Origin of the sequence: Demequina sp. NBRC 110052 (assembly GCF_002090075.1) — a bacterium.
Classification (GTDB): domain Bacteria; phylum Actinomycetota; class Actinomycetes; order Actinomycetales; family Demequinaceae; genus Demequina.
On record NZ_BBRI01000003.1, the window covers coordinates 273,137 to 287,814 of the forward strand.

General features: G+C 68.0%; 14 protein-coding genes. 5 read left to right on the forward strand and 9 right to left on the reverse strand.

Going from position 1 to position 14,678, the window contains the following annotated elements; translation table 11 throughout:
• Positions 1-275 precede the first annotated feature (275 nt).
• Genes B7K21_RS08715 through ychF form a run of 3 tightly spaced genes read right to left on the reverse strand, consistent with a single transcriptional unit; the run spans position 276 to position 2,163 of the window.
• On the reverse strand, positions 276-656 hold the full coding sequence (locus B7K21_RS08715) for a nuclear transport factor 2 family protein (RefSeq protein WP_084075059.1): 381 nt from the start codon (positions 654-656) through the stop codon (positions 276-278).
• A 7-nt stretch (positions 657-663) separates the two neighbouring features.
• Entirely contained in the window at positions 664-1,029 is a 366-nt protein-coding gene (locus B7K21_RS08720) for a cupin domain-containing protein (protein WP_084075060.1), read from the reverse strand.
• A gap of 48 nt (positions 1,030-1,077) precedes the next feature.
• Positions 1,078-2,163: a redox-regulated ATPase YchF gene (ychF, locus tag B7K21_RS08725; RefSeq protein ID WP_084075061.1), complete on the reverse strand. Its 1,086-nt coding sequence runs from the start codon at positions 2,161-2,163 to the stop codon at positions 1,078-1,080.
• Positions 2,164-2,311: 148 nt separating this feature from the next.
• Between ychF and B7K21_RS12595 the strand changes: the two genes are divergently transcribed.
• Complete coding sequence (locus tag B7K21_RS12595; protein ID WP_159448460.1) at positions 2,312-2,482, forward strand: hypothetical protein; 171 nt, start codon at positions 2,312-2,314, stop codon at positions 2,480-2,482.
• A 165-nt stretch (positions 2,483-2,647) separates the two neighbouring features.
• On the opposite strand, the gene B7K21_RS08730 is transcribed toward B7K21_RS12595, so the two are convergent.
• The 4 genes from B7K21_RS08730 to B7K21_RS08745 form a co-directional block, all read right to left on the reverse strand.
• Entirely contained in the window at positions 2,648-4,303 is a 1,656-nt protein-coding gene (locus tag B7K21_RS08730; protein ID WP_084075462.1) for an ABC transporter ATP-binding protein, read from the reverse strand.
• Between the two features lie 134 nt (positions 4,304-4,437).
• Positions 4,438-5,484, reverse strand: a complete 1,047-nt coding sequence (locus B7K21_RS08735; protein WP_084075062.1) for an ABC transporter permease — start codon at positions 5,482-5,484, stop codon at positions 4,438-4,440.
• A complete protein-coding gene (locus tag B7K21_RS08740; RefSeq protein ID WP_084075063.1) occupies positions 5,481-7,007 on the reverse strand; it encodes an ABC transporter permease in 1,527 nt (508 codons plus the stop codon). Before B7K21_RS08740 ends, B7K21_RS08735 begins: the two co-directional genes overlap by 4 nt.
• A gap of 126 nt (positions 7,008-7,133) precedes the next feature.
• Entirely contained in the window at positions 7,134-8,855 is a 1,722-nt protein-coding gene (locus tag B7K21_RS08745) for an ABC transporter family substrate-binding protein (RefSeq protein WP_159448461.1), read from the reverse strand.
• A gap of 365 nt (positions 8,856-9,220) precedes the next feature.
• On the opposite strand from B7K21_RS08745, the gene rmuC reads away from it, so the two are divergent.
• Positions 9,221-10,513 (forward strand): DNA recombination protein RmuC, encoded by a 1,293-nt coding sequence (rmuC, locus tag B7K21_RS08750; protein ID WP_084075065.1) that lies wholly within the window; start codon positions 9,221-9,223, stop codon positions 10,511-10,513.
• Between the two features lie 10 nt (positions 10,514-10,523).
• Here the strand turns inward: rmuC and B7K21_RS08755 are convergent, their stop codons facing one another.
• Positions 10,524-11,501 carry a 4-hydroxy-3-methylbut-2-enyl diphosphate reductase gene (locus B7K21_RS08755; protein WP_373994282.1) on the reverse strand — a complete coding sequence of 326 codons (978 nt, stop codon included), beginning with the start codon at positions 11,499-11,501 and terminating at the stop codon, positions 10,524-10,526.
• Between B7K21_RS08755 and xseA the strand changes: the two genes are divergently transcribed.
• Positions 11,500-12,870: an exodeoxyribonuclease VII large subunit gene (gene xseA, locus B7K21_RS08760; protein WP_084075463.1), complete on the forward strand. Its 1,371-nt coding sequence runs from the start codon at positions 11,500-11,502 to the stop codon at positions 12,868-12,870. The two genes, B7K21_RS08755 and xseA, sit on opposite strands and share 2 nt — an antisense overlap.
• Positions 12,871-12,912: 42 nt before the next feature.
• Here the strand turns inward: xseA and B7K21_RS08765 are convergent, their stop codons facing one another.
• Positions 12,913-13,344: a hypothetical protein gene (locus B7K21_RS08765; protein WP_084075067.1), complete on the reverse strand. Its 432-nt coding sequence runs from the start codon at positions 13,342-13,344 to the stop codon at positions 12,913-12,915.
• A gap of 128 nt (positions 13,345-13,472) precedes the next feature.
• Between B7K21_RS08765 and B7K21_RS08770 the strand changes: the two genes are divergently transcribed.
• Together B7K21_RS08770 and B7K21_RS08775 are read left to right on the forward strand one after the other, a co-directional pair.
• Positions 13,473-13,742, forward strand: a complete 270-nt coding sequence (locus tag B7K21_RS08770; protein WP_084075464.1) for an exodeoxyribonuclease VII small subunit — start codon at positions 13,473-13,475, stop codon at positions 13,740-13,742.
• Positions 13,739-14,659: a carbohydrate kinase gene (locus B7K21_RS08775; protein WP_084075068.1), complete on the forward strand. Its 921-nt coding sequence runs from the start codon at positions 13,739-13,741 to the stop codon at positions 14,657-14,659. Before B7K21_RS08770 ends, B7K21_RS08775 begins: the two co-directional genes overlap by 4 nt.
• Positions 14,660-14,678 lie beyond the last annotated feature (19 nt).

Sequence of the window (14,678 nt, forward strand, 5' to 3'; positions counted from 1 at the left end):
GCTGCCTCATAGACCGCCATCGACGGCGGGCTCTCAGTACGACCCATCCCGCAGGCGAGCCGCAGGTCTGTCGTGCCTCCGAACGGATAGGTCGCCACCGCAGGCACGATCACCGTCGAACAGAGTGAACCGAACAGAATGGCCATCGACACGAGGAACTTCGCCGTCGACGACCGGCGTGCAGGTACCTGCATGATGTGAGCGTCACTCTCCCCCTGATCGTGATCCCCTCTACCGTACGCGCGCTCGCCACACCCGCGTGCCCCGCTACTCCGCTACTGCCGTCTCGCGACCGTCGCATGGTCGAACGAAGCCCTCAGGGGCGCCGTGTCATAGACGATGTGCAACCTCTCAATGCGGCCATCGACGTCGAGCTCGGCGACATCCACGACCGAGAACGGAGCGGGAGTGCCATCGCGTAGCGTCCAGTCGAAGTCGAACCAGAAAGCGACTCCGCGGTCGCCGTCGCGAAACACCTGGCGAAGCGTGAGGCGCGACTCGGCGGTGTCTGCGAACAGGAGCGGGTAGAACTCCCGCGCGCTCATCGTGCCGTAGAGCGGAGAGTGCACCACGCCCTCGGGGGCGAAGAGCGCGAGAACCGCATCCACGTCCGCGCTCGCCAGTGCTTCGAGGTAGCGCTCAACGATGTCGTGCATGAAGACCTCAGACTTCCTCGACTGTCGCCGTCAGCTCGCCACCCGCGTCGCCGGTGTTCACGACACCTTCGGGCTCGAACAGGAGCGCCTTGACCTCGCCCTCGGCCTTGGGACAGTGCTCGACCCCGCGAGGCACCACGAAGAGCTGTCCCGGCTCAAGAACCACGTCGCGATCACGAAGCTGAATCGTCAGGGTCCCCTCCAGCACAAGAAACAGCTCGTCGGTGTCCTCGTGCGTGTGCCACACGAACTCCCCGAGGATGCGCACGATCTTGATGTCGTAGTCATTGATGCGTGCGACCAGCTTGGGCGACCAGTGCTCAGCGAAGAGGGCGAACTTGTCAGCAAGATCCACAGGTGCGTCGTGAGTCATGTCGCCGACGCTATCACCAGGGATGATGCGTCGAGCCGGGCGTCAAACTCACACGTTGAAGCGGAACTCGACTACGTCGCCGTCGTGCATCACGTAGTCCTTGCCCTCCATGCGGACCCAGCCCTTGGCCTTCGCCTCAGCCATCGATCCAGCCTCGACCAGGTGGTCGAACGAGACGACCTCGGCCTTGATGAAGCCCTTCTCGAAGTCGGTGTGGATGACTCCGGCTGCCTGCGGCGCGGTCCAGCCCTTGCGGATGGTCCACGCACGCGCCTCCTTGGGGCCCGCGGTGAGGTACGTCTGCAGGCCGAGCGTGTCGAAGCCGATGTGTGCGAGCTGGTCCAGCCCCGACTCGGTCTGGCCGGTCGACTCGAGCATCTCGCGGGCCTCGTCCTCATCCAGCTCGATCAGCTCCGACTCGAACTTGGCGTCCATGAAGATCGCCTTCGCGGGAGCGACGAGCGCCTCGAGCTGCGCCTTCTTGTCCTCGTCCAGCAAGCCCGCATCGTCCGTGTTGAACACGTAGATGAACGGCTTGGTGGTGAGGAGGTTGAGCTCCTTGAGGTCGGCGATATCAAGACCGGCGGCCGCGGCGCCGGCGAACAGCGTCTGTCCCGCCTCGAGGATCTCCTTCGCCTGCGTCACCGCAGCGAGGAACTCAGGCGCCGCCTTCTTGGCGCGCACCTCCTTCTCAAGCCTCGGAACCACCTTGTCGATCGTCTGGAGGTCCGCGAGGATCAGCTCGGTCGAGATGGTCTCGAGGTCGCCCGCCTCGTCGACCGACCCCTCGACCCGGGTGACGTCCGCGTCTGCGAAGGCGCGGGTGACCTGGCAGATCGCGTCGGCCTCACGGATGTTCGCGAGGAACGCGTTCCCCAGACCCTCGCCCTCGGAGGCACCCTTGACGATGCCTGCGATATCCACGAAGGACACGGTCGCCGGCAGCTCGCGCTCCGAGTGGAAGATCTCCGCGAGCTTGCGGAGCCGCGCATCGGGCAGCGGCACCACTCCCACGTTGGGTTCGATCGTCGCGAACGGATAGTTCGCCGCGAGCACCTCCGCGCGGGTCAGAGCGTTGAACAGGGTGGACTTGCCCACGTTGGGCAGTCCGACGATTCCGATAGTGAGAGCCACGGGCGAACAGTCTACCGGCGCGCCCGGGCGCGCCGCCCGCCGGAGGTCCGGTGTGCATTCTGTGAGGCCCACAGTGGCGCCATGGTGCGTGTCCGAGCACTGATCGCCTCACACGGCGCACGCCCGACGCTGCAGCTAGCCTTGCGGCATGACGTGGGAGGAAATCTTCGTGCCGGGCATGCAGGCCATGCGCGAGCAGCAGGCACGCGACAGGCTCACGCCACCGTCACTGCCTGCGCCAGCCGACAAGACGCCGAACCCGCCCGAGGGTGTGGTCATCCCTGGGCTGGATGAGCTCGAACCATTCGCCGACGAGTAACCGCGCGCCCTGGTAGTCAATCAGAGTCGGCGAACGGCTTCCGATCAGCCCTGAATGACTACTGGGATGCGGCGGGAGGGTCAGAGACGACGAAGGCGGGGCCCGGTGTGACCCGGACCCCGCCTCTCGACATTGCTGAACTCGCGCGTTAGGCGCCTGCGCCCATCAGACCCCAGCCGCCTCGCGACGACGCGCCTGCTCCGCCGGGTCCGGAACCGGAACCGCGGCGATGAGCTTCTGCGTGTACTCGTGCTGCGGGTTCGAGATGATCTGCCGGGTGGTGCCCTGCTCGACGATCTCGCCGTTGCGCATCACCGCGATGCGGTCCGAGAGCTGCTCCACGACCGCGAGGTCGTGGCTCACGAACAGGCAGCCGAAGCCGTGCTCGGCCTGGAGGTCCGTGAAGATCTCGAGCACGCGCGCCTGCACCGACACATCGAGCGCCGAGGTCGGCTCGTCAGCGATGAGCAGCTTGGGCTCGAGCGCGAGCGCACGCGCGATACCGATGCGCTGACGCTGACCGCCCGAGAGCTCGTGCGGGTAGCGGTTGCGGTACATGCGGGGGATCTCGACCTGGTCGAGCAGCTCGTTGACGCGAGCGGTGACCTTGTCCTTCTTCCAGCCCGCGAGCACCAGCGGCTCACCCACCGACTGCCCGATGGGCCAGCGAGGGTTGAGCGACGAGCCCGGGTCCTGGAAGACGATCGAGAACGACTTGCGCAGGTCCGCCAGGTCACGGTGGGAGATGCCATGCATGTCCTTGCCATTGACCGTGAGGGATCCTTCATGCACGGGCAGCAGACCGACGGCGCAACGGCCTACGGTCGTCTTGCCGGAGCCCGACTCGCCCACGAGCGCGACCATCTCGCCCTTGCGGATCTCGAGGTCGATGCCGTGCACCGCGCGGAAGGCCGGCGTCGAACCGTTCTTGGGGTACTCGATAACGAGCCCCTTTGCCTCGAGCACCTTGTCGGCCGTCTCCGGGATGCGGTTGTCAACCTTGTCCTTGAGCGAGGCACCCAGGTGAGGCACCGCGCTCAGCAGAGCCTTCGTGTACTCGTGCTTCGGGTTGGCGAAGATCTCGGCCGTGAGGCCCTCCTCGACCTGGCGGCCGTCCTTCATGACGAGGATGCGGTCCGCCATGTCCGCCACCACGCCCATGTCGTGCGTGATGAGGACGATGCCCGCGTGGATGCGGTGCTTGAGGTCACGGATGAGTTCGAGGATCTCGGCCTGCACCGTCACGTCGAGCGCCGTGGTGGGCTCGTCCGCGAACAGTAGCGCGGGGTCGCACGCCAGCGCCTGTGCAATCATCGCGCGCTGGCGCTGACCGCCCGAGAGCTGGTGGGGGTACGAGTCGAAGCGGCGCTCCGGCTCGGGGATCTCCACCATGGTGAGCAACTCGATGGCACGCGCCTTGGCGTCCGTCGGGTTCAGGTCGGTGTGCTGACGCAGCGTCTCGACGATCTGGAAGCCCACCGTGTAGACCGGGTTCATCGCGGTCATCGGCTCCTGGAAGATGACGCCGACCTGAGGCCCGCGCACCTTGGACAGCGCACGCTGCGACATCCCCACGAGCTCAGTGCCGTTGAGCTTGGCCGAGCCGTAGTGGCGACCGTTGCGCGGCAGCAGGCCGAGCATCGCCATCGAGGACTGAGTCTTGCCCGAGCCGGACTCGCCGACGATCGCGAGGACCTCGCCCGCCTTGACCTGATAGGTCAGCTCGATCGCGGCCGGGACCCACTCGCCCTCGACGTAGAAGTCGACGTGCAGGTCGTCCACGTCCAGCACCAGGTCACCGGGCTTGACCTTGTGTCCGATGCCCTCGACCGGCAGCTCGTCGGGGTAGTCCGTGGGGGCGTCCGACGCGGTGGTCGGCTCGGTCTCCACAACGGCCTCGTCAGCGGGGGTCACGTCCGATGCCGCCGGCTTCTCGCCGGAATTCCTACGGGGGCTCACGAACCCACCTCCGACTCCTTCTTGGTCGCGGCTCGCTTGGCGAACTCGCGCGCCTTCGGGATGCGCTTCTGGCGCGGGTCGAAGGCGTCGCGCAGTCCATCACCGATCAGGTTGATGGTCAGCGCGAAGGTGATGATGAACAGGCCGGGCCACCAGAACAGCCACGGGCGCACCTGGAACGACGTGCTGTACTCGGAGATGAGCTTTCCGAGCGACACGTTCGGCGCCTGGATTCCGAAACCGAGGAATGACAGTGCGGCCTCAAGGATCGTGGCCGCAGCCATGAGCAGCGTGGCGTTGACGATGATGACGCCCATCGCGTTCGGCAGGATGTGCCGGAACATGATCGAGCGGTCCTCAGCGCCAGCCACCTTCGCCGCGTCCACGAACTCGCGCTCGCGCAAGGACAGGTACTCGGCACGCACCAGACGGGCGAGCCCGGGCCAGAGAAGCAGTCCGAGCACGAGGCCGAACACCCAGGGGTCCTTGGTGGTGATGGAGATGGGCCCGAACACGATGGACTTGTCCGAGAGCATGCGCCCCACGACGGCGGTGACCACCAGCGTCGGGATGGCGATGACGACCTCGGTCATGCGCATGAGCGCGTTGTCGAGCCAGCCTCGGTAGTAACCGGCGTAGGCGCCGATCGCGACGCCGAGCGCGGTGGCGACGACTCCCATGATGACCATCACGAGGACGGACACCTGCGCGCCCTGCATCACGCGGGCGAAGATGTCGCGTCCGATCTCGTCCTGGCCGAACGGGTGGTCGCCGATCTGGAACGAGCCGTCCTGGAAGCCCATCGTGGGCGCACCCTTGGGGTTGACGATGTCCGCGCGGTCGTTCGGGCCCCACTTCCACCAGCCGGGAATGCCCGCCACACCGATCGACGTGAAGACGATCACGACCGTGATCGCGAGCACGACGGCCGAGACCATGGCCGCCTTGTGGCGGATGAAGCGGCCCCAGACGATCTTGCCGATCGAGAGGCCCTCGGTGTCGTCGACCACTGGTGCGGTCGCGGTGTTGTTCGAGTCTGTCATGCGTCCACCCTGATCCGGGGGTCGAGGACCGCGTAGAGGATGTCCGCGATCATATTTCCGATGACGAGCAGCACGCCGGTGACCAGGAAGTAGCCCATGAGCACGTTCGTGTTCGCCTCATGAAGTGCGTTCACGAACAGCTTGCCCATGCCGTTCCAGCCGAACACCGTCTCCGTGATGACCGCGCCGCCGATGAGGCTCGCGAGGTCGACCGGGATGATGGTGGCGAGCGGGATCAGCGCGTTGCGGAACCCGTGACGCATCACGACCGTGCGCTCGGGCAGACCCTTGGCGCGCGCCGTGCGGATGTAGTCGAGGTTCATCACCTCGAGCATCGATCCGCGCATGTAGCGCGTGTAGCCGGCGAGCGAGATCAGGATGATCGCCATGATCGGCAGAATCATGTGCGTGTAGGTGTCGAGCGTGCCCACCCAGTAGTTCGTGTTGCCGGACAGCTGCGGCGTGGAGGAGCCCACCGTGGCGATGGGACGACCGTTGATGGCCGCGGTCTCGTTGTAGGGCAGCCACCAGCTCATCAGGTAGTCGAGCCACAGCAGGCCGTAGACCAGCGCACCGGTGATCGCACCCGCACGAGCCGAGACCTTCTTGTCCGGGCCGCGGAAGAGCAGGCCGACGACGTATCCGGCGGCGATGAACGCGAGCAGTTGGAGGAAGGCGACGAGCCCGTCGGTGTACCCGAATGCGGTCTGCATGGGGAACCACGCGACGCCACCCACGAGGGCCATGACGAGCGTCGTGTAGAGCGCCCTTCGGTTGCCGAGACCAGCCGAAAGGAACGTCACGGCGACAGCGAATCCTGCGCCGAGCGCGAGGATCACGATCGGGCCGAGGCTCGGGTCGGTGAACCATCCGGTCGCGGACATGACGCCCAGCACGATCATCGCGAAGACGCCTGAGGCACCTCCCGCGAGGAGGCGCGTCTTCCATTTGCCTCCCACGGCCGCGCCGACGACGACGGCAAGACCCGCGCCGATGATGAGCAGCGCGAGCGGTGGAATCACTGGGTCGGCGAGGAAGTCGTTGAAGCCGATCGCTCCCCACTGCTTGAGGAGCACCGCGACCCAGAAGGAGGGAAGGGAGTAGAGGAGGAAGTTGACCACGGTCACGCCGTAGTCGAAGCCTGTGTATTGCCTCAGCGCGGAGATCACACCGATCATCACGCCAAGGACGATCGCGGCGACAGAGGAGAAACCGATCAGCTTGAGCGTCTGGCCGGAGGCGGTGGCGATCATGTCGGTCACCTCCTGGCCCGTGCGGTAGTCGGTACCGAGATCGCCGCGGATCGCGTCGCTGGCCCAGTAGAAATACCGAACGGGAACGGCGACGTCGAGGTTGAGCTCCGCGGTGCGAGCTGCGATGAGCTCGTCGCGGTTCTTCTGCTGTGACGCGCGGAGATCATCCAGCGGGTCGCCCGCGTTGGCGGCGAGGAGGAAGAAGAGATACGTGGCGGCTGCGAGCACGCCGAGGGCGATGCCGAGCCGCTTGAAGATGAAGCGGGTCATAGGGGTAATAGAGCTTCCGGTCTGGGACGGCGGATGGGACCGCCGCACGTCAGGGTACAACGTGCGGCGGCCCCATCCCTGGGCCCTGCGTTCGCCGGGGTCCCGGAGAACGCTGGTCGCCGAGGCTTACTCAGCGGCCGGAACGCCCCACTCCCAGTAGTTCCAGAAGATGGTCGGCGACAGCGGGGACGTCGACACACCGGTCATGTCGGCGTCGTACACCGTCACACCCGGGAACTGGAACACGGTGATGCCGTAGGCGTCGTTCCAGAGCTCCGCGTCGATCTGCTGAAGCAGCTCGATCTGGCGGTCCTCATCGAACGTCGTCGACAGCTCGGTGTACGCGGCGTCCACCGCGTCGTTGGCGTAGCCCGTGAAGTTCGAGCCGCCGTCCGAACGGAAGATCGACTCGGCGCCCAGCGGGGACGTCGAGGTCGACTGCCAGCCGAAGAACCACGCGTCGTAGTCCGGGGTGCCCAGGAGGGAGCCCCACGACTCGTTGCCGCCGTCGATCAGGTTGAAGCCGGCCTCAGCGAGCTGAGCCTGGTACAGGGTGAACTCGTTGACGCGACGCGTGTTGTTCGACGCGTACAGCATGTTCACGTCGACAGGCGTCTCGACACCGGCCTGCTCGAGCAGCGCGAGGGCAGCCTCGGCGTCGCCCTGGCCGTAGACCTCGGAGCCGTTGTTGGCGATCGAGTCCTCGTAGCCGGGGGCACCGGGGAGGAAGACCTGCGACTGGTTCCACTTCGCGTCCTCCTGGAGGGGGACGATCAGCTTGTCGAGGACCTCGTTGACGTCGATCGCCGTGATGAAGGCCTGGCGGACCAGCTTCGCGGTCTCGGCGTCGCCACCGTAGGTGGCCGGGTCGAACGGGCCGCCGTTGGCGAAGTTGAGATCGATGTGCTCGTACACGGCCTCCGGCTCGGTGTCGACGACGACCGAGTCGCCCAGGGCCTGCGCAGCCTCGAGGATGTCCGAGGTGGCCTGCGGCTGGGTGATGGAGATCTCACCGTTCTGGATGGCCTGGATGGAGGCCAGCGGGTCGGTGACGTAGCGAACCGTGATGGTCTCGACGGACGGCGCGGGGCCGGCCGTGAAGCCCTCGCGGGCGGACAGGGTGATGTACTCGTCCTGGACGAAGTCCGTGATCTCGTACGGGCCGTTGCCGACCAGCAGGTTGAGGTCCTCCTCGGCGGGCATCTCGACGATGTCGAAGTCGAGGTTCCACACGTTGGCGAGCTTGACCAGCGTCTCGGTGTCCGAGTTCATGATCGCGTCGATGACGGCCTGCTTGGCCTCGTCCGCGTCCTCGATGCCGAGCGCGCGCTGCGCGACCACGTGGGCAGGGACGCCCACGCCGGTCATGTTGAGCTTCCAGTCGATGGAGGGCTCGGTGTAGGTGAGCTCGAACGTGCCGTCCTCAGTGATCTCGGGCAGCTCGGTGTTCGAGATGGCGGTGCCGTACACGACCGAGTCGAACCAGACCTGCGCGTCGTTCGGGACGATGACGCCGGTCTCCTCGTCGTACTCGGGCTCACCCTCGTTGAAGTAACCGGACAGCGCTGCCCAGTTGAGGAGGAGGTCCGCGTTGTCGACGGCGACGCCGTCCGACCAGGTGACGCCGTCGGCGAGGTCGTACGACACCGTCATCGGCTCCTCGGAGACGAGCTCCATGGTGCCGAAGTCCGTGTTGTCGATGAGCTCCTGGTCCGCGTTGTAGTAGTTGAAGCTCTGCTGCGTCATGTAGAGGATGACGGCGTTCGCAGTGGCGTTACCGGACGAGGTGCTCGAGTTAAGCGAGTACAACGGCTGGTTCCAGGCCACCGTGACCGCGGTGTTCTCCACGATCGCAGACTGTGCAGAGCAAGCTGCCAGGGCCAGGGTGGACGCCGCGGCGACCGCCAGACCCTTACTCCATGCGCCGAGCTTCATACTCGACTCCTTTCCATCATCGTGTCGCGGCCCCAGTGTCGCTGATGTGGTTCCCCGCCGGGGCGCGCACGCTTGCCACGGGGTGTCTCCCCGCGTGCCGAACATCGTAGGTAGCCTTCTGTGACGCCTGCGTTACAGATCGCGAAATCACGATGTTTCGTGGCCTAAATGTAACCGAACTGGCACTGAATGCGGGAAATCCTGCGCTATTGGGACCTTTGCGCAGGAATCCTCGGCCTTGAGACGCGGATGTCAGGGACGGATGCCACAGTGGCCGCATGGAGATCGTCATCGGAGCATTCGTCGGCGCCGCGCTGGGCGCGCTCATCGCGGCGCTCGTGGTGGGGGCGCGCGCCTCAGGCGTCCGCGCTCGCCTCGAATCGGAGGTCGCCGCATCCGCCCGACGCGAGACGGACCTTCGCGCCGAGCACGAGAGATACGTGGCTCAGTTGCGAGGGGATCACGAGACGCTGCGCGCGCAGTTCCAGGCGCTGTCCTCGGAGGTGCTGGACCGCAGTCAGCGGACGCTGCTCGCCGCCGCGGAGGAGCGACTGTCGCGGGAGAGGGTTGCGGCGGAGGCCGAATCGGCCAAGCGCGAGCAGGCGGTGCGGCGCCTCGTCGAACCGATGACCAAGGCGCTCGACGAGGTGAGGCGTCAGACCACGGAGGCGGACCGCGCACGTGCCCAGTCCCAGGCGCAGCTGTCGGAGCAGGTGCGGCGCATGCTCGAGAGCTCGGAGCAGCTGGGCAAGCAGACCGAGAGCCTGCGCAGCGCGCTGCGTCGCCCTGAGGTGAGGGGGCGCTGGGGCGAGCTGCATCTCAGGCGCGTCGTCGAGGTGGCCGGCCTCGTCAACGGCGTCGACTTCGACGAGCAGTCGTCGGACACGACCGCGGAGGGCGCACGGCTGCGTCCCGACATGATCGTCACGCTCGCGGGCGGACGCCGGATCGTGGTGGACGCGAAGACGCCGCTGGACGCGCTGCTCGACATGGATGCGGACCCCGACCACGCGCAGGAGCACGCCGAGCGCCACGTGCGGAACGTGAGGCAGCGCGTCAAGGAGCTCAGCTCGAAGGCCTACCGGGAGCAGTTCGGCTCCGCCGTGGACTTCTCCGTGCTCTTCCTTCCCGCGGAGTCCTTCCTGCAGGTCGCCACCGAGCACGACCCGCACCTGATGACGGACGCGTACGACCAGGGAGTGATCATCGCGACACCCACCGTGCTCGTGGCGATGTTGCGCACCGTCGCGCACACGTGGAAGGCGGAGGCGCTCGCACAGAACGCGCAGGAGGTCCTGGACACGGGTCAGGAGCTGTACAAGCGGCTCTCGACCATGGGCGACCACCTTGCGAAGGTCGGCAAGGCGATCGACCAAGCGGGAGAGGCCTACAACCGCACGATCGGGTCGATGGAGCGCAGCGTCCTGCCGCAAGCCCGCAGGTTCGCGTCGCTGCAGCGGCTCGACGACGCCTTCGAGACGCGCGAGGTCGAGGGGACGGTACGGCAGCTCACCGCGCCGGAGCTCGTGGAGGGCGGGACGACTGAGGCGGATCCTGACTCAGACGCGTGACGCACACGCTTCAGGCGCGCGTGGCGGCCTCCTTGGCCTTGAGGTCGGCACGGATCTCGCGTGGCAGCGAGAACATGAGGTCCTCCGTCGCCGTCCGGACCTCCTCGACCGTCTCGTAGCCGCGGGTCGCGAGAGCGTCCAGCACGTCGCGCACCAGGATCTCCGGCACCGAGGCGCCCGAGGTGACGCCTACGGTCGCGACGCCGTCGAACCAGGCGGGGTCGATCTCCGTCGCGCGGTCGATGCGGTGGGAGGCTCCCGCACCCGACTGCAGAGCGACCTCGACGAGGCGGACCGAGTTGGAGGAGTTCGCCGAGCCGACCACGATCACCAGATCGGCCTGGGGCGCGATCTTCTTCACCGCGACCTGGCGGTTCTGCGTGGCGTAGCAGATGTCGTCGCTCGGCGGGTCCTGCAGGTTCGGGAAGCGCTCGCGCAGTCGGCGCACCGTCTCCATGGTCTCGTCGACCGAGAGCGTGGTCTGCGACAGCCACACGACGTTGTCAGGGTCAGGCACCTCGATGAGGTCCGCATCCTCGGGAGAGTTCACGACGATCGTGTGCTCGGGAGCCTCGCCCGCAGTGCCCTCGACCTCCTCGTGACCCGTGTGGCCGATGAGCAGGATGGTCTGATTCGACTTCGCGAAGCGCACGGCCTCCTTGTGCACCTTCGTCACGAGCGGGCAGGTCGCGTCGATCGTCAGCAGGTTGCGCGAATCGGCAGACTCCCGCACCGCAGGCGAGACGCCGTGAGCGGAGAACACGACGCGCGCACCCTCGGGCACCTCGTCCGTCTCCTCGACGAAGATCGCGCCACGCTCGGACAGCGTCTCCACGACGTACTTGTTGTGCACGATCTCCTTGCGCACATAGATGGGCGCTCCGTGGAGCTCGAGAGCCTTCTCGACGGCGATCACGGCGCGGTCCACGCCCGCGCAGTACCCGCGGGGAGCGGCGAGCAGGACCTTCTTCTCGGCGGTGCTGGGCATGGCTGACATCCTACGTGGCAGGCTGGTGGGCGTGAGCGGCGGTGACGGCATCTACGAGGACAACGACCGAGGCGCCGCGTCGCTTCCCGGCCGGGACGCCGCGGACGCCGTCGGTGGCGCAGGCGCACCCGTCACACTTCCCGGCACGGCGGCCGAGACCTCGGCCGATCGCCCGTGGCCGGTGCGGCATCTGAGTCCCAAGATCGGCGAGTACATCGCTCGGATGTCTCCCGTGTGGGTCGAGGGTCAAGTGCTGGGGGTCAAGCGCTGGCGGGACCTGGTGTTCCTCACACTTCGGGACACCGACGAGAACATGTCGCTGGGCGCGACGCTGCCCGCCGCGGCAGTCGACGCGCTGGGCACGCCCCTCGAGGACGGCGCGCGGGTGGTGGTGCACGCCAAGCCGCAGTGGTGGACCAAGTCGGGTTCGCTGCAGATGAAGGGCCGCGAGGTGCGCACGGTGGGCCTGGGAGATCTGCTCGCGCGGATCGAGCTGCTCAAGGCCGCGCTCGCCGACGAGGGACTGTTCGATCCGGCGCGCAAAGTCCCGCTCCCCTTCCTGCCGCGCGTGGTGGGACTCGTGTGCGCGACCCAGGGCGACGCGGAGCACGACGTCGTCGAGAACGCTCAGCGGCGCTGGCCCGCGGTGCGGTTCGAGATCCGTCGCGTGACAGTGCAAGGCCCGCGCGCGGTCCCGGAGGTGCTCGCGGCCGTGCGCGAGCTCGACGCGAAGCCCGAGGTCGAGGTGATCGTCGTCGCCCGCGGCGGCGGCGCGTTCGAGGACCTGCTCGCATTCAGCGATGAGGAGCTGGTGCGCGCCATCGCGGAAGTGGACACGCCTGTGGTCAGCGCGATCGGGCACGAGAGAGACTCCCCGCTGCTGGACCTGGTGGCGGACTACCGCGCCTCCACTCCCACCGACGCAGGCAAGCGCATCGTGCCGGACGTCGCGCAGGAGCGCCGCGAGCTCGAGGGTGCACGCGCGCTCGCCGCAGCGGCGGTCGCGGCCCGCGTGGAGCGCGAGCGCCGAGGCCTCGAGGCATTCCTGACCCGACCTGTGCTCGCGCATCCGCTGCGCATGCTCGATCCGCATCGCGAGCGCCTCACGAGCACGCGGCGCGCCTCAGGCGAGGCGCTCGTGCGGCTCCTCACCGCGGCCGATGCCGCAGTGCGTGAACTCACGGCGAGCCTGCGGGCGCTCAGCCCGCAGGCGACGCTCGACCGCGGCTACGCCGTGATCCGCGACGACGCGGGCGCGGTCGTGCGCGACGCGTCGACCGTCGCGGTGGGCACGCCGCTTCACGTGCGCCTCGCCCGTGGCGAGTTGAAGGCCCAGGTGACCTCGGCGTCAAGCGCGTCGGGCGGGTAGCCGTCTCAGCGTCGGGCGCATGCCCACCCGGCGCTTGAACGCTCAGCCGCCAGTCAGCTTGGCCAGGACGCCCTTGACGCCGCCCTGCCCCGCGTACTGGTGGCGTGCTGCCGCAGCGACGTCGCGGTCGCGGTGCAGTGCGAGGCGTCGCAGCACGGCCGCGGGGATGGCCGTGTTGCCGGCAAGCGCGATGAGCACGTCGACCTGCTTGTCGTGCGCGAGCCGGTCCCAGACATCCTCGGGCACGTCGGCGCGCGCGTTGCTCGCGAGCGCGACGCGCACCGAGGTCGCTTCGTCGTCCGAGAGCTTGAGCAGGCTCAGCAGTGGCGTGCGGGCGTGCCGTGCGGCGACGACGCGCACACGGGCTTCCTCCGAGCGCGACGCCTGCGCCAGCTCATCGACGGTGGCGCTCTCCTCGTCGAGCACGCCTGCGCGCGCCAGGGCCGTGTCTTGCGTGTAGTTATCCGAGAACATCGATCACTCCGTTGTGTCGTCCCCCTCCGCACGCTCGCCATCGAGCACGCGGGGACGGCCCGGGGACTCGAGCCGTCACACCATGAGAGTGCCGACATGGCGAATCATGACGCGATACGGTGGGCGGCGTGTCGAAGCCGATTCCCGAAGACGTGGCCGCGCTCAGCTATGAGGAGGCGCGCGACGAGCTCATCGCCATCGTGGCGCGCCTCGAAGGAGGCAGCGCGACCCTCGACGATTCCCTGGGTCTGTGGGAGCGAGGCGAGGCCCTCGCGGCCCACTGCCAGGCGCTGCTCGACGGCGCCGCGACACGCATCGGCGAGGCACGCGGTGAGGATCCGGCCGATGCGGGCGTGATCGGCGTCGTGCCCGGCGACGAGGATGAGGAGGAGTCATGAGCCACGCGCTCGTCGTCGGCGAGGCGCTCGTCGACATCGTGTATCGCGCCGACGGATCCGAGGATCGCGTCCCTGGCGGATCGCCTGCGAACGTCGCGCTCACGCTCGCGCGGCTCGGCCGGGACGCCGAGCTGCTCACTCACCTGGGCACCGACGAGCCAGGTGCCGCGGTCGCGGCGCATCTCGCCGCGTCGGGCGTCACGCTCGCGCCCGGAAGCACCGACGCGGCGCGCACCTCGGCCGCGACTGCCGTGCTCGACGCGGACGGCGCCGCCACCTACGTGTTCGACCTCGCGTGGCATGTGTCGCCAGCGGCGGCGCCCCGGCCCGCGCCCGCGGTGCTCCACACGGGCTCGATCGCGGCGGTGATCGAGCCCGGCGCGACGGATGTGCGGCGTCTTGCCGCCGAGCTCCGCAGCGAGGCGACGATCACGTACGACCCGAATGCGCGTCCCGCCCTCATGGGGACCGCCGACGAGGCGCGTCCCGTGATCGAGTCGATGGTGGCGCTGTCAGATGTGGTGAAGGTCTCGGACGAAGACCTCGCGTGGCTCGCCGAGGGGCAGACGCCCGAAGAGGTGTGCCAGGCCTGGGTCGCGCTCGGCCCGGCGGTCGTGATCGTCACGCGAGGCGGCGACGGAGCGAGTGCGTTCCTCGCTTCAGGCGAGCGGGTGGACGTGCCCGCCCCCGCGGTCACGGTGGTGGACACCGTCGGCGCCGGCGACTCCTTCATGGGCGGGCTGATCGACGGACTGTGGTCCGCCGGCCTGCTCGGCGCCTCGCACCGAGACGCGCTGCGCTCCCTGTCCCCCGCGACGCTGAAGCCCATCCTTGAGCGGTGCGCGCGCATCGCCGCCGTCACGGTCTCGCGCGCGGGTGCCAACCCACCCACCTCCGCGGAGCTCGGCGAGGCCTGACCCCCGAGGGGCTTCCCGG